This window comes from Streptomyces sp. NPDC059874 (assembly GCF_042731135.1).
Taxonomy (GTDB): domain Bacteria; phylum Actinomycetota; class Actinomycetes; order Streptomycetales; family Streptomycetaceae; genus Streptomyces.
The window spans coordinates 41,972-61,387 of sequence record NZ_JBHWJY010000022.1 but is presented as its reverse complement, the minus strand read 5'-3'; the positions used below and the strand labels follow the sequence as shown (position 1 = coordinate 61,387).

Annotated in this window: 14 protein-coding genes; 5 read left to right on the top strand and 9 right to left on the bottom strand. The window is 72.8% G+C overall.

Features of this window, described 5'->3' with window-relative positions; genetic code table 11:
- Positions 1 to 2: 2 nt before the first annotated feature.
- A complete protein-coding gene (locus ACFV9H_RS15220) occupies positions 3 to 3,602 on the bottom strand; it encodes a BTAD domain-containing putative transcriptional regulator (RefSeq protein WP_385397848.1) in 3,600 nt (1,199 codons plus the stop codon).
- 130 nt (positions 3,603 to 3,732) lie between these two features.
- On the opposite strand from ACFV9H_RS15220, the gene ACFV9H_RS15215 reads away from it, so the two are divergent.
- From ACFV9H_RS15215 to ACFV9H_RS15200, 4 genes are all read left to right on the top strand, one after another.
- Entirely contained in the window at positions 3,733 to 4,425 is a 693-nt protein-coding gene (locus ACFV9H_RS15215) for a hemerythrin domain-containing protein (protein ID WP_385397846.1), read from the top strand.
- Positions 4,426 to 4,457: 32 nt separating this feature from the next.
- Positions 4,458 to 4,895 (top strand): DUF4267 domain-containing protein, encoded by a 438-nt coding sequence (locus tag ACFV9H_RS15210; protein ID WP_385397844.1) that lies wholly within the window; start codon positions 4,458 to 4,460, stop codon positions 4,893 to 4,895.
- A gap of 161 nt (positions 4,896 to 5,056) precedes the next feature.
- The gene (locus tag ACFV9H_RS15205) at positions 5,057 to 6,700 is read left to right on the top strand and encodes an ATP-binding protein (RefSeq protein ID WP_385397842.1); all 1,644 of its coding nucleotides are present in this window, start codon (positions 5,057 to 5,059) and stop codon (positions 6,698 to 6,700) included.
- On the top strand, positions 6,697 to 7,395 hold the full coding sequence (locus ACFV9H_RS15200; protein WP_385397840.1) for a response regulator: 699 nt from the start codon (positions 6,697 to 6,699) through the stop codon (positions 7,393 to 7,395). Before ACFV9H_RS15205 ends, ACFV9H_RS15200 begins: the two co-directional genes overlap by 4 nt.
- 4 nt (positions 7,396 to 7,399) lie before the next feature.
- Here the strand turns inward: ACFV9H_RS15200 and ACFV9H_RS15195 are convergent, their stop codons facing one another.
- The 3 genes from ACFV9H_RS15195 to ACFV9H_RS15185 form a co-directional block, all read right to left on the bottom strand.
- Entirely contained in the window at positions 7,400 to 8,992 is a 1,593-nt protein-coding gene (locus tag ACFV9H_RS15195) for a cation acetate symporter (RefSeq protein WP_385397838.1), read from the bottom strand.
- Positions 8,989 to 9,468: a DUF485 domain-containing protein gene (locus ACFV9H_RS15190; protein ID WP_385397836.1), complete on the bottom strand. Its 480-nt coding sequence runs from the start codon at positions 9,466 to 9,468 to the stop codon at positions 8,989 to 8,991. The genes ACFV9H_RS15195 and ACFV9H_RS15190 overlap by 4 nt, the downstream gene beginning before the upstream one ends.
- Before the next feature lie 148 nt (positions 9,469 to 9,616).
- Positions 9,617 to 11,737: a type IIA DNA topoisomerase subunit B gene (locus ACFV9H_RS15185; protein ID WP_385397834.1), complete on the bottom strand. Its 2,121-nt coding sequence runs from the start codon at positions 11,735 to 11,737 to the stop codon at positions 9,617 to 9,619.
- A gap of 448 nt (positions 11,738 to 12,185) precedes the next feature.
- On the opposite strand from ACFV9H_RS15185, the gene ACFV9H_RS15180 reads away from it, so the two are divergent.
- Positions 12,186 to 12,419 (top strand): hypothetical protein, encoded by a 234-nt coding sequence (locus ACFV9H_RS15180; RefSeq protein ID WP_243631750.1) that lies wholly within the window; start codon positions 12,186 to 12,188, stop codon positions 12,417 to 12,419.
- A gap of 146 nt (positions 12,420 to 12,565) precedes the next feature.
- Here the strand turns inward: ACFV9H_RS15180 and ACFV9H_RS15175 are convergent, their stop codons facing one another.
- The 5 genes from ACFV9H_RS15175 to ACFV9H_RS15155 all read right to left on the bottom strand — a co-directional run bounded on the left by ACFV9H_RS15175 (position 12,566) and on the right by ACFV9H_RS15155 (position 19,368).
- The gene (locus tag ACFV9H_RS15175) at positions 12,566 to 13,516 is read right to left on the bottom strand and encodes a S1 family peptidase (RefSeq protein ID WP_385397832.1); all 951 of its coding nucleotides are present in this window, start codon (positions 13,514 to 13,516) and stop codon (positions 12,566 to 12,568) included.
- A gap of 109 nt (positions 13,517 to 13,625) precedes the next feature.
- Positions 13,626 to 15,215: an RNA polymerase sigma factor gene (locus tag ACFV9H_RS15170; protein WP_385397830.1), complete on the bottom strand. Its 1,590-nt coding sequence runs from the start codon at positions 15,213 to 15,215 to the stop codon at positions 13,626 to 13,628.
- 356 nt (positions 15,216 to 15,571) lie between these two features.
- Positions 15,572 to 16,459, bottom strand: a complete 888-nt coding sequence (locus tag ACFV9H_RS15165; RefSeq protein WP_385397828.1) for a FadR/GntR family transcriptional regulator — start codon at positions 16,457 to 16,459, stop codon at positions 15,572 to 15,574.
- A gap of 191 nt (positions 16,460 to 16,650) precedes the next feature.
- A complete protein-coding gene (locus tag ACFV9H_RS15160; RefSeq protein WP_385397826.1) occupies positions 16,651 to 18,519 on the bottom strand; it encodes an ATP-binding cassette domain-containing protein in 1,869 nt (622 codons plus the stop codon).
- Between the two features lie 102 nt (positions 18,520 to 18,621).
- Complete coding sequence (locus tag ACFV9H_RS15155; protein ID WP_385397824.1) at positions 18,622 to 19,368, bottom strand: NUDIX domain-containing protein; 747 nt, start codon at positions 19,366 to 19,368, stop codon at positions 18,622 to 18,624.
- Positions 19,369 to 19,416: the final 48 nt, after the last annotated feature.

The following is a 19,416-nucleotide window of genomic DNA, read 5'->3' as shown; positions in this document are numbered from 1 at the left end:
GACTACGGCCGGCCCGGGGCGCCCAGCGGGCTGCGCCACCGCTCGGCGATGGCCGCCGCGCGGGCGAAGTGGGCAGCGGCCTCGTCGTCGCGGCCCAACAGCTCGGCCAGTTCACCGAGGGTTCGGGCGACCGGGCGGAGCGCCACGCTGAATCCCGACGAGGTCGGCGGGGCGTCACGGTAGGGCAGCAGGGACTCGTACAGCTCCTCGGCGCCCTGCCGCTCCCCCAGCATGACCAGGGCCATCGCGCGGAAGCTCGCGAGGACCTTGAAGAGGTAGTCCGGGCGCAGCGGCCCGGCCCGGCCGAGGATCTCGCGGGCCTCCTCCGACCGGCCGGCCGCGGCCAGCGCCGCCGCGAGCAGGTCCGCCGCCGGTGGCCCGAACCTCGCGTACGCCTCCCGGAACCAGGGCAGGGACTCCGCGAGCCGCCCCTGACTCGCCCGCAGAGTGGCGGTCGCGATCGCCAGTTGCCCCTCGGCGTGCGGCGAGCCCTGCCGGGCCACCCGTGCGGCCGCCGCCGTGTACATGCGTTCCGCGTCCTCGAAGCGCCCCTCGACGTGGGCCAGGGTCGCCGAGGCGATCGCCCCGACGGCCACCGGGCCGGGCATGCGATAGGCGCGCGCCAACTCGGTCGACCGTTCCAGGAGGGCGTGCACTCCGGCCACATCTCCTGCGGCGGCCAAGGCGGTGGCGCGGATGAACATCCCGTACCAGTGGTGGGCCGGCAGATCGTGGGTGGCGCCGAGCCGGTCCAGTTCGCCTCCCAGCTCTGCGCGTTCGCGCCATTCCACGTCGGCGTCGAGCTCCTTGACGAGGGTCGCGAGCGCCCCCGCCAGCAGCGCCGGCTCGCCGAGCTCCCGCGCGAGTGCGAGCGCCTCGCGGGCGCCGGCCCGTACCTTCGCCACCTTGCCGTCGGACAGCTCGGCGGCGTACGCCCCCAACAGCAGGCACCGTACGTCCGGTTCGTGATCGGAGCGCTCCAGCAGGCGTTCGAGCTGTTCCACCACGGGCGTGTCGACCATGCCGTAGGGCCGGGTCTGCCAGGGAGTCGGCTCGGTCCATGCCGTGAAGGCCCCGATCAGCAGGTCGTCGCGGCCGGCCGCGACCGCCCGGTCGATCGCCGCCCGGCGCGTCTCGCGGGCCGCGGTGACCGCCCCCGCCCGCACCTGGGCCCGTACCAGCCGGCCCAGCAGCTCCACGCGCTCCGCCTCCCGGTCGGCCCCGGGCGTCGGGGGGATCCGCTCGACGCACTCCACCGCCTCCGCGAGCACCGCCGCGGTCACGTCGTGGGCGAAACGGCTCTCGGCGAGGCGGGCCGCGCGCAGGCACTGGTCGACGGCCTTCGCCGCGGTCGCCGACGAGGCCGCGCGTACGTAGTGATGGGCGAGCGCGGAGGCGTCGTCCGGCCGGAGCCGCTCCAGGCAGTCGGCGATCCTGGCGTGCATCCGTGAGGCGCGCAGCCGGCTCAGGTCCGCCAGCAGGGTCTCCCGTACCAGCGCGTGCGCGAACCGGACCCGGCCGGGCCCCGGTTCGACCAGCAGCCCGGCCAACAACCCGGCCTCCAGCGCGCCGAGCACACCGTCCTCGTCGGTGTCCGCCGCCTCCACCAGCACTTCCACGGCGGCCTCCCGCCCCACGACGGCGGCCAGGCGCAGGACGGAGACCACCTCCTCGGGGAGCCGGCCGAGCCGCCGGCGCAGCACGTCCCGTACGCCTTCGGGTACTTCGGACAGGGCGACGAGCGATCCCTCACTGCCCAGCAACCGGGCGCTCTCCCGTACGTAGAAGGGGTTTCCTCCCGTGCGGTCGGCCAGCGCGGCCACCGTCTCGGGGTCGACCCCGGGGCCGCCCACCGCGCGCACCACCTCGGCCACCGCCGTCTCCGGCAGTCCGCGCAGCGCGACGCGGGCCGGCGAGCGCCGGGCCAGACCGGCGAGGGCGTCGCCGAGCCGCCCCTCCACCTCCTCGGGGCGGTACGCACCCACCAGGAGCAGCGCGGTCCCCGGGGGCAGGTCGGCCAGCGCGGTCAGCAGCGCGAGCGTCTCGGCGTCGGCCCAGTGCAGGTCGTCCAGTACGAGGGCCACGGGCCGTTCGCGCGCAGCCCGGGCCAACCACTCCCTGACGGCGCGGTGCAGACGGAAGCGCCCGTCGGCGGCGTCCTCGGCGGCGCCCGCCGCGTCCTCGGAGAGCAGGGGTGCGAGCGCGGCGGCCTCCTCCGGCCCGGGTGGGGCGTCCGCGGCGACGGCACGCAGTGCTTCGACCCAGGCCCACGCGGGCGGCGCGCCCTCGGCATCGGGGATGCGGCCGACCGCGACGAGCCAGCCCTCGGCACGCAGCCGCTCGCCGAGCCGGTCCAGCAGTGCCGACTTGCCCAGCCCCGCCTCGCCGGTGACCAGTGCCAACCCGGGCCCCGCGGCCCGCGCCCGCTCCCCCACGGCGGCCAGCCGGGCCAGCTCCTCCCCGCGCCCGACGAACAGCTCGCCCCCGGGAGCGAAAGGCACGGCGCCTGCCCCGGACTCCGCCCCACGGGCCGCACCCGGCTCCGAAGCCCAGGCCTCGGCCGACGGCGGCCCACCGATCCCGCCCGGCTCCGGAGCAGCGCCCCGACCCGATCCCGGCCCACCGATCCCGCCCGGCTCCGAAGCCCAAGCCTTGCCCGACCCCGGCCCACCGGACCGGCTCGACGCCGAGGCACCGCCCCGACCCCGCTCCGGCCCACCCGAGCGCCCCGGGCCCGGCTCGCCCCGCCGCCCTGGCTCCAGTGCGCCGGTCGGCCCCGGCTCAGCCGTGCCGCCCGCGCTCGGCCCCGTGCGCGGAGCCCGCGCCCGCGTGGCCTCACGCAGCACCCGCTCGTCCTGCGCCAGTACCGCCTGCTCCAAAGCCACGAGCGCGGCTCCGGGATCCAGCCCCACCTCCTCGGCGAGGACCGCCCGCGCCCGGCGCAACGCCGAGAGGGCGTCGGCCTGCCGCCCGGCCGCCCACAGCGCGAGCGCGTGCAGCCGCCAGGCCTCCTCGCGCAGCGGCTCCTCGCGGGTCAGGAGCGCGGCCTCGGAGACCGCCCCGGCGACGTCGGCGACCCGTAGCCCGGCCGCGACGGCCAGTTCGCGCGCGGCCAGGCGGAGTTCTTCGAGCCGCATGATCTCCGCGTGGCTCCACGGCTCGTCGGCCGCCTCCGCGTACGCCGGCCCCTGCCACAGCGCCAGGGCCTCGCGGAGCAGGCCCCGGGCGGTCTCCGGCTCGGCAGCGAGCAGGGCCCGGGCCCGCCCGAGCGACTCCTCGAAGCGCCAGGCGTCGACGGCGTCCTCGGGCAGCCTCAGCGCGTACCCAGGGGGCGCGCTGACCAGGAGGCGGGCGGGGGTACGCGGGGCACGGCCCGGTTCGAGGAGCCGGCGCAGGTTGGAGACGTAGGCCTGGAGGGAGGCCACCGCCCGGGCGGGCGCCGCCCCCTGCCACAGCTCCTCGATCATCCGGTCCATGGACACGACCCGGCCGCGCGCGGACACCAGCAGGGCCAGGACGGAACGCTGGCGGTGGCCGCCGAGCGGGACCGCCTCGCCGTCCCGCTCGGCGGCGAAGGAACCGAGTACGCGTATGTGGACCATGATCTGTCCAACCTAAACGGCATCGGTCAACCTCGGCCCGAATAAGGCCAAATGGCGATCACGCGACCTTCCAAGCGGCTTCCAAGTGGACGCCAAGAACCCTCCATGAGCCGGCCGCGAGCCTCTTGCCATGAAGACGACACGGACACCGAAGAGCGCACCGACCCGGCCCGACACCCACGAGATGGTCGTCGTCCACCGGGGCCTGCGCCGCGAGGCACGGCTGCTGGTCGAACTGGTCGCGGCCGTGTGCCCCGGCGACACCACCCGGGCTCGGATCCTCGCGGACCACTTCCGCGACTACCGGCTCGGCCTCCACAACCACCACCACGGCGAGGACGAGCACCTTTGGCCGCCCCTGCTCGCCCGCGTGGACCTGGAAGCCGACCTCGTCCTGCGGATGGAGGCCCAGCACGAGCGGGTCGCGGCAACGCTGACCGCCGCCGACACGGCCCTGACGGCATGGGAGCGCACGGCAGGGGAGGCCGAGCGGGACACGCTCGCGGCGGCGCTCGCCGAACACCGTGCGGTCCTCGTGGAACACCTCGACGAAGAGGAGCGCTCGCTCCTGCCGCTCGCGGCCCGCCACCTGTCCCCGCACGAGTGGGACGCACTGGGCGAGCACTTCATCGCGAACACGCCCAAGCCCAAGCTGCTGCTCTTCCTCGGCATCGCCCTGGAGGACGCCGACCGGGCCGAGCGCGCGTCGATGCTCGCCGCTCTGCCGCCCGCCGCGCGACTGCTCTGGTACGCGGTCGGGCGCCCCGCCTACGACCGCAGGATGCGCGCCGTCCGCCGCAGCACCGCCTCCACCGCTCGCTGACCCCTCCCGCCGAGACACCCAGGAGATCCGCCGTGAACCTCAAGAACCTCGCCACCGCCCTGGCCGCCATCGGCGCCGCGTTCATCATCTACATCGGGCTCAGCTACCTCCTCGCCCCACAGGCCACCGCCGGCGGCTTCGGTGTTCCGACCTGGCCGCAGCACGACGGCACCGCCTTCCTCGCCGTCAAGGGGGTGCGGGACCTCGCGACCGGGCTCGTCGTGCTGGCCCTCCTGCTGACCGGACAGCGACGGGCCCTCGGCTGGGCGATGGCGGCGATCGCGTTCATCCCGGCCGGCGACATGGCGATCGTCCTGTCCGCGGGCGGACCCGCCGGCACGGCGTACGGGGTCCACGGCTCCACCGCCCTCGCCGTCGCCCTCACCGCCGCCCTCCTACTGCGAGAGCGCCCTGCGACGCCGGCTCGCGTCGCGGCCCGCGCGGCCCGCACCACCCCCACAACCGTCTGACCCGCCCACACCACCCCATACGCGCCAGGAGCAGCCATGTCCTTGATCGTGCGCCTTCGGAGACTCGGCCGCAGCGAGCCGTGGGACCCGGCCCGGATGTGACAAGGGCGGTGCGCCAGGGACATTCCGCTTGTGCCGCGGCCGACCTACCGTTGGTACCCATGCGGTTCCCCCTCACGAGCGCTCGACGCCTCGGGCTGCCCAGACGGGCCGTCTCACAGATCCTGCTGGCCCAGCTGGCCATCGCCGCAGGGGTCGTGGTGCTGGCCACCGGGCTGTTCCTGGCACCGCTCAGCGCGCAGCTCGACGACCAGGCCATGCGGCGCGCCCTGGCCATCGCGCAGGGCGCGGCGGCGGACCCGTCACTGGCCGCCGACCTCCTGGGTTCCGCAGCGACGGCGGACAGCCCGGTTCAGGCCACGGCCGAGCGGCTGCGCCGGGCCACCGGAGCCGAGTACGTGGTCGTCCTCGACCTGGACGGCATCCGCCGCTCCCATCCCAGCCCCGACCGCATCGGGCTGCGCGTCTCGACCGACCCGAGCGAGGCGCTGGCCGGCCGCGAGGTCATGGAGATCGACGAAGGCACCCTTGGCCGCTCCGCCCGCGGCAAGGTCCCCCTGGTCGCCGCCGACGGGGAGATCATCGGGGCCGTCTCGGTCGGCATCGCCTACGACGGAGTCCGCGACCGACTGCTCGGGGCCATCCCCGGCCTGCTCGCCTACGCCGGCGGCGCCCTCGCGGCAGGCGCCCTCGTCGCCTACCTGCTGTCCCGCAGGATCCAGCGCCAGACCCGGGACCTGGCCTTCTCCGACATCGCGGGGCTGCTCGCGGAGCGGGAGGCGATGCTGCATTCCATCCGCGAAGGCGTGATCGCCCTCGACCGGCACGACCGGGTCCGCCTGGTCAACGACGAAGCCGCCCGCCTGCTCGGCCTCGCCCCGCAGACCCCGGGCTCCGCGGACTCCCCCGGCTCGGCCGCCGGCCTCGCCGGTCGCCCGCTGGAAGAGGTGATCGGCGCCGGGCGCACCGCCGACGTACTGTCCGGCCGGGTCACAGGACGGGACCTGCTCACCGTCCAGGGTCCCCGGGTCCTGGTCGCCAACCGGATGCCCACCGAGGACGGCGGCGCCGTCGCCACCCTGCGCGACCGCACCGAACTGGAGCACCTGAGCCGCGAGCTCGACTCCACCCGGGGCCTGATCGACGCACTGCGCGCCCAGGACCACGAGCACGCCAACCGCCTCCACACCCTCCTCGGCCTGCTGGAGCTGGGCCTGCACGAAGAGGCGGTGGAGTTCGTGACGGAGGTCGTCGGCGTGCACCGCACCACCGCCGAGCAGGTCACCGAGAAGATCCACGACCCCCTGTTGGCCGCCCTCCTCGTGGGCAAGGCGACCGTGGCGGCCGAGCGTGGCGTCCCCCTGCGCCTGGCCCCGGCCAGCCTCCTCCCCGACCGGCTGGTCGACCCGGGCGGCCTCGTCACCATCGTCGGCAATCTGGTGGACAACGCCCTGGACGCCGCCGTCGGCTCGGCGTCGCCCCTGGTCGAGGTGGAGCTGCGCGCCGAAGGCCGGACGGCGGTCCTGCGGGTGCGCGACAGCGGCCCCGGGGTGCCGGCCGCGCGCCGCGAGGAGATTTTCACCGAGGGCTGGTCGACCAAGCAGCCCGAGGCCCACCGCGAGCGCGGGCTGGGCCTCGCCCTGGTACGCCGCCTCGCGGAGCGGCAGGGCGGCAGTGCCCGGGCCGGCGGGGCAGCGGACGGAGGGGCGGAGTTCTCCGTCGTACTCCCGGAGGCCCTGCGATGAACGAGACCCCGATCCACGTATTGGTCGTCGACGACGACGTGCGTGTTGCCCTGATCAACGCGGCCTACGTGGCGAAGGTTCCCGGTTTCCGCGTGGCGGCCCAAGTCCATTCCGCCGCCGAGGCGCTGGAGTTCCTCACCACACATCCGGTGGACCTGGTCCTGCTGGACCACTACCTGCCCGACGAGAACGGCCTGGACCTGGTGCGCCGCATGCGCCAGCTCGGCCATGGCACCGACGTGATCATGGTCACGGCCGCCCGTGACCTCGCCACCGTCCAGGCGGCCATGCGCCTCGGCGCGCTCCAGTACCTGGTCAAGCCGTTCACCTTCGCCGGCCTGCGGTCGCGCCTCGAGGCGTACGGTGCCCTGCGCCGCACGCTGGACACCGGCGGCGAGGCCGAACAGGCCGAGGTTGACCGGATCTTCGGGGCCCTGGCCGCAGCCGGATCTCCGAACGAGCTCCCCAAGGGCCACTCCCCGACCACCGCGGAACTGGTCCGCCAGGTCCTGCGCTCCGCCGAGGGCCCCCTGTCCACCCAGCAGATCGCCGACCGCGCGGGCATCAGCCGGCAGACCGCACAGCGCTACCTGAAGCTCCTCGATCGCACCGGCCGCGTCACCCTGGCCCTGCGCTACGGCGAGACCGGCCGCCCCGAGCACCGCTACACCTGGCTGCCCTCCGAAGGGGCGTGACGGCTCATACCGCCCCGGCGCCGGTCAGGGAGCGGACCTCGGTCTCCGCGTGCTTCGCCTCGTCCGGCTCCTCCCCCGAGGTGACCGTGCCCAGCCAGCCCGCCAGGAAGCCGAGCGGGATCGAGACGATCCCCGGGTTCTGCAGCGGGAAGTACTGGAGGTCCACCCCCGGGAAGAGCGACTCGGCGCTGCCCGACACCACTGGCGAGACCAGCACCAGCAGTACCGCGGGGACCAGGCCGCCGTAGACCGACCACACGGCCCCGCGGGTGGTGAAGCCGCGCCAGAACAGCGAGTACATCAGCACGGGCAGGTTGGCCGAGGCCGCCACCGCGAAGGCCAGCCCCACCAGGAACGCCACGTTGAGGTTCTGGGCGAGCAGCCCGAGGGCGATCGCCACCGCCCCGATCCCCACGGCCGCGACCCGGGCCACCGCGACCTCGCTGCGCTGCCTGGCGTGCCGCCGCTTGAGGGAGGCGTACAGGTCGTGCGCGACGGAGGCGGAGGAGGCCAGGGTGATTCCGGCGACCACGGCGAGGATGGTGGCGAAGGCGATGGCGGCCACGAAGGCGAACAGCACCGTGCCCCCGGTGGAGCCGGCGCCGCCGCCGAGGAACGCCGCGAGCAGCGGGACGGCCGTGTTCCCGGAGGCGTTGGAGGCCCGTACCGCGTCCGGCCCCACCAGCGCTGCCGCCCCGAAGCCGAGCACGATGGTCATCAGGTAGAAGCCGCCGATCAGGCCGATCGCCCACACCACCGAGCGGCGGGCCGCCCGCGCGGTGGGCACGGTATAGAAGCGCGACAGGATGTGCGGCAGCCCGGCGGTCCCGAGGACCAGGGCGAGGCCGAGGCTCATGAAGTCGATGCGGGCGGTCCAGTCCCCGCCGTACCTGAGCCCGGGGCCGAGGAACCGGGCGCCGTGCCCGCTGCGTTCGGCGGCGCTGCTGAGCAGCTGGTCGAAGTTCCCGTGGAAGCGCAGGAGTACGAGCCCGGTCAGGGCGATCGCCCCGCCCATCAGCAGTACGGCCTTGACGATCTGGATCCAGGTGGTGGCCCGCATCCCGCCGAAGGACACGTACACGACCATCAGCGCGCCCACCCCGACCACGGCCAGGGTCCGGGCTCCGGTGCTCGAACTCCCCAGCAGCAGGCCGACGAGACTGCCCGCGCCGACCATTTGCGCGACGAGGTAGAGCACGGAGACGACGACGGAGGAGGTGCCGGCCGCGATCCGCACCGGTCTCTCGCTCATGCGCGCGGCGACCACGTCGGCGAGGGTGAAGCGCCCGCAGTTGCGGACCAGTTCGGCGACGAGGAACAGCACGACGAGCCACGCGACGAGAAAGCCGACCGAATAGAGCATGCCGTCGTAGCCGAAGAGGGCGATCAGCCCGGAGATGCCGAGGAAGGAGGCGGCGGACATGTAGTCACCCGCGATGGCGAAACCGTTCTCCAGGGGCGAGAAGAGCCGCCCGCCGGCGTAGAACTCCTCCGCCGACCCGTGCCGGTTGCGGCTGACCCAGGTGGTGATGCCCAGGGTCACCGCGATGAAGACGCTGAACAGGATCAGCGCGAGGCTCTGGTGCTCGGTGGTCACCGGCCGGTCCCCCTCGCGCGGGTCCGCTCCTGGTCGCGCTCCTGCTCGAAGACGGTCCACCGCAGGTCGAGCGCCGCTCGGTCCCGGCGCAGCCGCGCGTGCCGGGCGTAGGCCCAGGTCAGGAGGAAGGTGCTGAGGAACTGGCCGAGCCCCGCCAGCATGGCCACGTTGACCGCGCCGGCCACCGGCCGGGCCATCACACCGGGCGCGACGGTGGCGGCGACCACGTAGGCCACGTACCAGAGGAGGAAGCCCGCGGTAGCGGGGACGACGAAGCCCCGGTAGCGGCTGCGCACCTCCTGGAAGGCGGCGCTGCGCTGCACTTCGAGGTAGATATCGGACGCGCCGGGGGCGGGGCGGGCGGGCACCGCACCCGGCGGCTCGCTCTCGCTCTCGCCCCACCCGACGGCCGGCGCGTCGTACCAGGGATCGTCGAGCCGGATCGTTCCGGCATCGGGACCATCGTGCTTGTCCACCGAACTCTCCTTGTCCGCCGCCGCATTGGCCGCGTGCTCACAAGGATGTGCGGAACGTACGTTTCAAGACTGGTGTCCGGGTGCTCTTCACTCCTTCAGGTGATGGAGTGAAGAGCACCTCATCGGGGAGCCGAGACGGGCGGGCGCGTCAGGCGTCGATGCGCGAGCGGTCCAGGGTGGCCGCGGAGCTGGTGATGAACTCCTTGCGCGGGGCCACCTCGTTGCCCATGAGCAGGTCGAAGACCGTCTCGGCCGAGTCCAGGTCGCCGATGTTGATCCGGCGCAGCGTCCGGAAGCGGGGGTCCATGGTGGTCTCCGCCAGCTGGTCCGCGTCCATCTCGCCGAGGCCCTTGTAGCGCTGGATCGAGTCCTTGTACCGGATGTTCTTGCGCTGGTACTCCAGCAGGGTCTGGCGCAGCTCGTTGTCCGAATACGTGTACACGTACTTGTCCTGCCCCTTCTTGGGCTGGACCAGCTCGATCCGGTGCAGCGGGGGCACGGCCGCGAAGACCCGTCCTGCCTCGACCATGGGCCGCATGTACCGCTGGAAGAGCGTGAGCAGCAGGCAGCGGATGTGCGCGCCGTCGACATCGGCGTCGACGAGCAGGACGATCTTGCCGTAGCGGGCGGCGTCCAGGTCGAAGGTCCGGCCCGAGCCGGCTCCTATGACCTGGATGATCGCCCCGCACTCGGCGTTCTTGAGCATGTCCGAAACGGACGACTTCTGGACGTTGAGGATCTTGCCGCGGATCGGCAGCAACGCCTGGAACTCGGAGTTCCGGGCGAGCTTCGCCGTACCGAGGGCGGAGTCTCCCTCGACGATGAAGAGCTCGCTGCGCTCCACGTCGTCGCTGCGGCAGTCGGCCAGCTTCGCGGGCAGCGAAGAGGTCTCCAGCGCGGTCTTGCGGCGCTGCGCCTCCTTGTGCTGGCGGGCCGCGATCCTGGTCCGGGCGGCCGCGACGATCTTCTCCATCACGGCGCGGGCCTGCTGCTTGTCGTCGCGCTTGGTGGAGGTCAGGAAGGCCTTGAGCTCCTTGGTGACCACGGCGGCGACGATGCGGGTGGCCGCCGAGGTGCCGAGCACCTCCTTGGTCTGGCCCTCGAACTGCGGCTCGGCGAGGCGGACGGTGACGACGGCCGTCATGCCCTCCATCGCGTCGTCCTTGACCACGTCGTCCTCGGCGACGCGCAGCAGCTTCGCCGAGCGCAGCACCTCGTTCACGGTCTTGGCGACCGAGCGCTCGAAGCCGGAGACGTGGGTGCCGCCCTTGGGGGTGGCGATGATGTTCACGAAGGACTTGACGTTGGTCTCGTACCCCGTGCCCCAGCGCAGGGCGATGTCCACGCCGAGCTCGCGGGTGACCTCGGTGGGCGTCATGTGGCCGCGGTCGTCGAGGACCGGGACGGTCTCCTTGAAGGTGCCCGTGCCGGTCAGCCGCAGCACGTCGCAGACGGCCTTGTCCTGGGCGAGGTAGTCGCAGAACTCGCTGATGCCCCCGTCGAAGCGGAAGGTCTCCTCGGTCTTGCCGGCCCCGTCGATGCCGCGCTCGTCGCGGACCACCAGGGTCAGGCCGGGGACGAGGAAGGCGGTCTGGCGGGCGCGCTGGTAGAGCGTCTCCAGGGAGAGCCGGGCGTCCTTGAGGAAGATCTGGCGGTCGGCCCAGTAGCGGACCCGGGTGCCGGTCTTGCCCTTGGTGATCCGCTTGACCTTGCGCAGGCCGTTGGCGGGGTCGAAGGGGCTGTCGGGGCCCTGCTCGGTGAACATGCCGGGGACGCCCCGGCGGAAGCTGATGGCGTGCGTCGAGCTACCGCGGTCGACCTCTACGTCCAGCCGGGCGGAGAGGGCGTTGACCACGGAGGCGCCGACGCCGTGCAGGCCGCCGGAGGCCGCGTAGGAGCCGCCGCCGAACTTTCCGCCGGCGTGCAGCTTGGTCATGACGACCTCGACGCCGGACAGGCCGGTCTTGGGCTCGACGTCCACGGGGATGCCGCGGCCGTTGTCCCGGACCTCCACGGAGGCGTCCTCGTGGAGGATCACCTCGATGTGGTCGCAGTAGCCGCCCAAGGCCTCGTCGACGGAATTGTCGATGATCTCCCAGAGGCAGTGCATGAGGCCCCGGCTGTCCGTGGAGCCGATGTACATGCCGGGGCGCTTGCGGACGGCCTCCAGCCCTTCGAGGACGAGCAGGTGCCGCGCGGTGTAGTTGGAACCGTCCCGGTCTGCTCCGGACAGCAGCGCGCTGGAAGGCACGGACGTGTCGGCGGTCACGCAGTTCGCTCCTCGCTGAATTTCTTTTCTGGCCCGGTGGGGCGCAGGGGTGGCTCGGGTGCCGGTCGAAGGGTACCGAGGCCAGGTAGAGCCGATGCAACGCCACCCTCGCGCATTCCTCAGCCTAGTCCAGATCCGCACGGGTGTTCGATCCCCCGTGGGAGTGAAGCAAACATCACGTTCCCTTCCGCGCATGAACCATTTAGGGTTCGGGCACGTCCTCATGAACAACCTGGCACTCACGCCGGGGGAGGATGGAACTGCGACAAGCGCACGACTGACAACGCGAAACCGTAAAGCAACGCAATACGGCTCCTTCGCCGCCAACCGGCAACAGCCGGCCAGCTTCGGAAGGAAGTTTCGAGGAAAAGCCGCGAGCGGGAACGTTTTCGGCCTGGTTGGATGTTGACCCTGGTACGACAGCTCGTCGAGCTAGAGAAGAGGCGACGTGACTACTGTTCTGACACCCGCGACCCCGCTGACGGCCGCTGACCGATGCGACCGTTGCGGCGCCCAGGCATATCTGCGCGTCGTCCTGCTGAGCGGCGGTGAACTGCTCTTCTGCGCCCACCACGGGCGTAAGTTCGAGCCGGAACTCAAGAAGATCGCCGCGGAAATACAGGATGAGACCGAGCGGCTCACGTCCGCTCCGGCTGCCAATGCCGACACCGAGGACCGCTGACACAGGCCTAACCTCGCATCCGACGAGCCAGGACCGGCCGTGCCGGTCGACGGGCGGCATCCCTGAAACCCAGGGGCGCCGCCCGTCCTCGCATCCGCCCTCGGAGGCCGCCCCGCCCGATCCGGGCTGCCGGCCTCCGGCGCGCCCTACCGGGGCGCCTTCCGGACCGGCTCATCCGTTCGATACCCCTCCACGGGCCCTGCTGCCGGTACGTAGCCCCTCCGGGCGCCCGCCGCGACGTCCTGGACCCCGCCCTGCCGCTCGGCCCTCTCCGGGCCCCTCACGAAGTCGGCCAGTGGGGCGATCCGGGTGTACACCCCGGGGCTGTCGGCGCGCCCGCAGCCGCGCCCCCAGGACACCAGCCCGATGAGTCGCCCCTTGGCGACCAGCGGGCCGCCGCTGTCGCCCTGGCAGGCGTCCTTCCCGCCCCCGTCGTCCCCCGCGCACACCATGGACTCGGCGCGGAACTGTCCGTCGGCGTCCCCCGGGTAGGCACGCCCGCAGACCTCGTCCGACAGTACGGTCACCCGCGCGGCACGCAGCGCGTACGCGTAGTCGCCGAAGCCGCTCGTGTCGCCCCAGCCGTAGACGGCCGCCTCGGTCCCCGCCGCGTAGGCGGTGTCCCCCGGCCCGGCCATCGGGAGCACATGGTGGGCGGGAACCGCCTCGGCGAGCTCCAGAACGGCGAGGTCCCCGGCATTGCTCCCGGTGTCGTAGGCCGGGTTCACCCGTGCCGCGCGCACCGCGATCTCCCTGCCGTCCGTCGCCCGCAGCTCCGTACGCCCGGCGATCACCCGGAAGTCGGGGACGGACTCGACGGGGCCGCCCAGCACCTGGCGGGCCAGGCAGTGGGCCGCGGTCACGACGGTGGTCGGGGCCACCACGACGCCCCCGCAGAACTGCCCGCCCCGCGTACCCCCGAACCGGTCACGGCTGGCGAGGGCCACCACCCACGGGCTGTCGGCCACCTTCACCGGTTTGCCGCCGATCACCACGCTGTCCGCGGCTGCCTGCGGTACCTGGGCCAGCGGCGCCGCGGCCGCTCCAGCCGCCAGGGTCAGCGCTCCCGCCAGAGCATGGGCAAAGGGACGACGCATGAGGCCTCCTGACTCCGAGTGTGCATGACTCCACCCAGAGTGGGATGACCAGTGGCCGTGCGCACCCGCGCACGGCCACCGACGTACGGTCCCCCGCGGCGCCTACCGGTCAGTCCAGGTAGTCGCGCAGCACCTGCGAACGCGACGGGTGACGCAGCTTCGACATCGTCTTCGACTCGATCTGGCGGATCCGCTCGCGGGTGACCCCGTAGACCTTGCCGATCTCGTCGAGGGTCTTGGGCTGGCCGTCCGTGAGGCCGAATCGCATCGAGACCACGCCTGCCTCGCGCTCGCTCAGGGTGTCGAGCACCGAGTGCAGCTGCTCCTGCAGGAGCGTGAAGCTCACGGCGTCGGCCGGTACGACGGCCTCCGAGTCCTCGATGAGGTCGCCGAACTCGCTGTCGCCGTCCTCGCCGAGCGGGGTGTGCAGGGAGATCGGCTCGCGGCCGTACTTCTGGACCTCGATGACCTTCTCGGGGGTCATGTCGAGTTCCTTGGCCAGCTCCTCCGGGGTGGGCTCGCGGCCCAGGTCCTGGAGCATCTGGCGCTGGACGCGGGCGAGCTTGTTGATGACCTCGACCATGTGCACCGGGATGCGGATGGTGCGGGCCTGGTCGGCCATGGCGCGGGTGATCGCCTGGCGGATCCACCACGTCGCGTACGTGGAGAACTTGTAGCCCTTGGTGTAGTCGAACTTCTCGACCGCGCGGATCAGACCCAGGTTGCCCTCCTGGATCAGGTCCAGGAAGAGCATGCCGCGGCCGGTGTAGCGCTTGGCGAGGGAGACCACGAGGCGGAGGTTGGCCTCCAGCAGGTGGTTCTTCGCTCGGCGGCCGTCCTCCGCGATGATCTCCAGCTCGCGCTTGAGCTTGGGCGCCAGCTTGTCGGAGTTCGCCAGCTTGTCCTCGGCGAAGAGGCCCGCCTCGATGCGCTTGGCGAGCTCGACCTCCTGCTCGGCGTTGAGGAGGGGAACCTTGCCGATCTGCTTGAGGTAGTCCTTGACCGGGTCGGCGGTGGCGCCGGCGACCACGACCTGTTGGGCGGGGGCGTCGTCCTCGTCGTCGGAGATGACGAAGCCCTTGTTCTCGCCGCCCTCCTCTTCCTCTTCGGCCTCGGCCTTCGCGGCGTCGGGACCGTCCTCCGAGGCTTCCTCGTCGCCGGCCTCGTCGGCGTCCTTCTTGGCGGCCGTCTTCTTCGCCGCGGTCTTCTTGGCGGCGGTCTTCCTGGCGGGCGCGGCCTTCTTGGCCGCCGTCTTCTTCGCCGCCGTCTTCTTGGCGGCGGGCTCGGTTCCGGGCTCCTCCGCGAGAGCGTCCGCGGTCTCCGGGTCCACCGTCCCGGCCGCCGGGGCCGCGGCGTCGACGCTGCTCGTCGTCGTCTTCGCCACCGTCTTCTTGGCTACGGGCTCGGTGGCCGTCCGCTTGGCCGGGCTCTTCGCTGCGACGCTCTTGCGGGTGGTGCGCTTGGGCGACTCCGCGGCACTGACCATCAGCGTCACACCCTCTTCCTCGAGGATCTGGTTGAGGCTGCGCAGAACATTCTTCCACTGGGTCGCAGGAATCTGGTCAGCCTCGAAGGCCCGACGCACGTCATCGCCGGCGATCTGCCCCTCGGCCTTGCCCCGCTCGATGAGCGCCATCACAGACTCGGAATCGGCGATCTCCGGCGGGAGCGTACGGGATGTGCTGGCCGACACGAACAACCTCTCGGAACGATGGAAACGGCTTCCGACCCCGGGCCTCGTGGTGCTGGACCGGAGCCGACGACCACCGACTGGGGATGGGCCGGCGGCGCGGGCAGGGGCCGGGGAGCTGCACAGCACCCACAAGGGCTGCTGCATTCCCTCCGTCGGCCATCACCTCTTAGGTCATCGCGGGACCTCGCGGAGCGTTACGCCCAATCTTCGTGGCCCGAGTCACACCCCGTATGCACTGATGCCGGTCATAGGGCCATACGCCCGGGTCACGGCGCGATGTGGGCCCGGGAAAGGCGCCGCACGCCGGTGTCGCCGGACCCGACCGGGCCCGGCGACGTCGTGCACCCCCGCGCGTCCGCCCGTCAGTGCTCGCGCGGGGCGGGGACCACGCGCTCGACCTCCGGATGCACCGTCAGGAGCTGGCGCATGGCGCTCTCGGCGCCCGTCGCGTCCCCGGAGGCCAGGGCCTCGACCATCCGCGCGTGGTGCGCGACGCAGGTCTCGCTCGGGCGGTCGCAGGAGGTGATCGGGCTGCCGGAGACCTGGAGCGCGGCGGAGACGATGCCGGAGAGGTGCTCCAGCATGCGGTTGCCGGCGACCTGGATCAGGAGCGCGTGGAACTCGTTGTCGGCGCGCGCGAAGGTGATCGCGTCGCCCTGGCCGAGGGCGTGGCCCATGATCTCGACCATGTCGGCCAGCCGCTGCTGGATGTCGGGGCGGCCGTGACCCGCGGCGAGGCGGGCGGCGAGGGGTTCGATGGTCCAGCGGAGTTCGTTGAGCTCGCGGCGCTGGTCGTCACGCTGGGGGCCGAAGGCCCGCCACTCGATGATGTCGGGGTCGAGGAGGTTCCAGTCGGCGACGGGCCGGACCCGAGTGCCCACGTTGGGGCGGGCGCTGACGAGGCCCTTGGCCTCCAGGACCCGCAGCGATTCGCGGACGACCGTGCGGGAGACCTCGAAGCGCTGGCCGATCTCCTCGGGGACCAGGGGGCGGTCCGCGCCGAGGTCGCCGGAGACGATCATCTGGCCGAGCTGCTGGACGAGTTGGCCGTGCAGGCCGCGGCCGCGGCTGCCCGCCGCGCGTCGGCCCACACGGCTCAACTCGACGTCGGCACCGTCCCAGTGGGGCGCTCCGGCGCGGTCGGACCCGGGGGTCTCCGCGTAGGGGTAGCGGTCGAGTTCGCCCGGGCCGGCGAGGCCGGAATCGGCATGGCGGGCGTTGGTCATCATGGTGTGCGCAAGGGTACTCACGAATCCTTTGTCGGTCGTGCCTCCATGACCCTTGAGGTCTTTGGTGAAAAGCACACGAAAGGGTGATCGGTGCCACCTACGCAATTGACGACTTATCGTAAGGAACCGGGCCTTTTGCGGGGAGTTGCGGTCCGCTTCCCGCGAGGTGGACCGCAACGGTCCCGTACGCGACTTCTCCCGCATCCGAACGATCACCAACGGACCCTGCTGCGCAGTCCGGTGAACCCATAGGCGCACAACAGGACCATCAGCGAGAGGACGAGTGCCGTTCCGACGGGTTGGGCCATCACCCGCAGGGCCCCGAGGAGCAGGCGGTCCGCCTCGGGCGGCCACTGCACCCAGGCCAGGCCGCGCAGCCGGGGCCCGAGTCCGGTCATCGGGTAGGCGGACGAGCCCTCCAGCGCCCGGCGCACCAGCGGGACGACGATCACCGGTACGGCGAGCACCGCGGCCAGGCCGGCGGTGGCGGATCGGAAGACACCGGAGGCCAGGACGCCCGCCCAGCCGCAGCCGATGAGCAGCCCGGCCCAACTGGCGGCCGGGGACAGCCACTCCGCCGGGGTGCGCAGCGGACCGCTGTCGAACACGAGGGCCAGCGCGGCGGCGTCGGCCGTGACGACCAGGGTGCCCAGCAGGAGGGCGAGGACGGCGGACACGCCCAGTTTGGCGGCGAGCAGCCCCATCCGGCGGGGCACGGTGCCGCGGTCGGCGGCGAGCGCCGGGTAGCGGTACTCCTCGCCGAACGCCAGGGCGCCGAGCAGCCCTGCCCCGAGCGCGGCGGGTGGCAGCGGGAGAAGTTCCGGCCAGGCGGCGAGGAGCCGGTTCTGCGGAGTGTTCCCGGTCCGGGCCAGCACCAGGGCGGTGAGGACGGAGACGGCGACGACGAGGGTGGCGGTGAGGACGGGGGTGGCGGTGCCGAAAACACGGAGCAGCTCGTAGCGCAGCGGCCGGAGCGGTCCGCCGACGCGGCGCACCGCCGAGACGGGCCGCCGGGAGCGGTCATGCCGGGCGCGGCCACCGGGGAGTTCCTGGGCGGCCGCGCCCGTGGTCGATCCGGAGACCCGGCCGGACGCCGAGCCGGAGACCGCGTCGGCGGTCGTGTCCGTGGTCGTGTCCACGGTCGTTCCGGTGGTCGTCTCGGGAGCTTCGGCCGCGGAGCGGGCGTGCGGGAGCGGTGGCGTCGGCGCGCCGGCGTCACCGGTCTCGTCGGCGAGCCGGTGCACCAGCACCCCGTGCCGGAACGCCGCTTCACCGACCTCGGCGCAGTTGCTCCCGTACACCGACAGGCGGCTGCCGCTCTCCTCGACGATCTCCACCGAACGATGGGCGGCGCGGGCCTCGCGGCCCAGCACGTCGGCCAACCGGGCCGCGTGCGGGGTGCGCACCGCGACCCGCGGCCGCAGCCTGGTCCGGGCGAACTCGGCGACGTCCTGGTCGGCGACGAGCCGGCCCGCGGCGATGCTGACGACCCGGTCGGCGCTGCGTGCGGCCTCCTTGGCGTCGTCGGTGGTGAAGAGCACCGCGCCGCCGAGGGAGGCATGGCCGCGCAGCAGCCCGTGCAGCCAGCCGCGTTCGCGGGGGGAGAGCCCCGCGCCGGGCTCGTCCAGGAGCAGGGTGCACGGATCGGCGAGCAGCGCCGCGGCCAGCGCGACCCGACGCTCCATGCCGAGGGAGAGCGAGCCGAGCCGCTGGTCGCGCAGACCCGCGACGCCGACCACCTCCAGCATGGTGTCGGCCCGCGAGGCCGGTACCCCGGCGGCGGCGCAGAGCATCCGCAGCTGGTTGCGGACGGTCCGGGCGGGGTTGCCGGGGACGTCGCCGAGCAGCACACCGACCTCACGGCCGGGGTACGGGATCCGGTGCAGCGGGCGGCCGCGGAAGTAGGTCACGCCGCGGCCCGGATCGAGCTCGAGCATGAGCCGCAGCGCGGTGGTCTTGCCCGATCCCGGCTCGCCGAGCAGGGCGGTCACGGCCCCCGGGCGAGCCTCGAAAGTGAGGTCGTCCACGAGGGGCGGGGCGTCGTGGCGTGAGGTGCTGGTGAGTCCGATGGCCTGGAGCATCGCTTCTCTCGCGGGGTGTGAGACCGCTCTGCGGCAGGGTGAGTACCGCAAACAAGATAACGCGATATGTCCGATTTTCGGCGCAACCTGCCCGTCGGAACGTCAGACTTCCGGACGCAGCATCGGCGGGTTGAGCAGGGTGGCGCCGCCGGCTCTGAACAACTGGGCCGGGCGGCCGCCCTGACGGGTCGTCGTCCCTCCGGCCGGCACGAGGAAACCGGGGGTGCCGGTGACCTTGCGGTGGAAGTTCCGGGGGTCCAGGGCCACACCCCAGACGGCTTCGTAGACCCGGCGCAGCTCGCCGACGGTGAACTCCGCAGGGCAGAAGGCGGTGGCCAGCGAGGAGTACTCGATCTTCGAGCGGGCCCGCTCCACACCGTCGGCGAGGATCCGCGCGTGGTCGAAGGCGAGCCCCGCGGAGGCCTCGTCCACGGAGGCCAGAAGCTCGTCGACGGGGGCCCAGCGGGCACTGTTGGCATCTCCCCCGGCCCTGGGCGCCGGCAGGTCCGGAGCCAGCACCAGGTGCGCCACGCTGACGACACGCATCCGCGGATCCCGCTTCGGATCGCCGTAGGTCGCCAGCTGCTCGAGATGCGCCCCGTTGTCCACGCCCGGTGCGGCGGGGTCGAGCGCGCAGAGGCCGGTCTCCTCGGAAAGCTCTCGGGCCGCGGCCGCCCCCAGGTCCTCGTCCGCCCGGACGAAACCGCCGGGCAGCGCCCAGCGCCCCTGGAACGGTGGCTCACCCCTGCGGACCACCAGCGCACAGAGCGCGTGGCGCCGCACGGTGAGCACGACCAGGTCGACGGTGACGGCAAAGGGCGGAAAGGCCGACGGGTCGTAGGGCGACATGCCGCGATCATAGTCGTCTGCTTGACGATAAACAGCTCTTTGGTGACC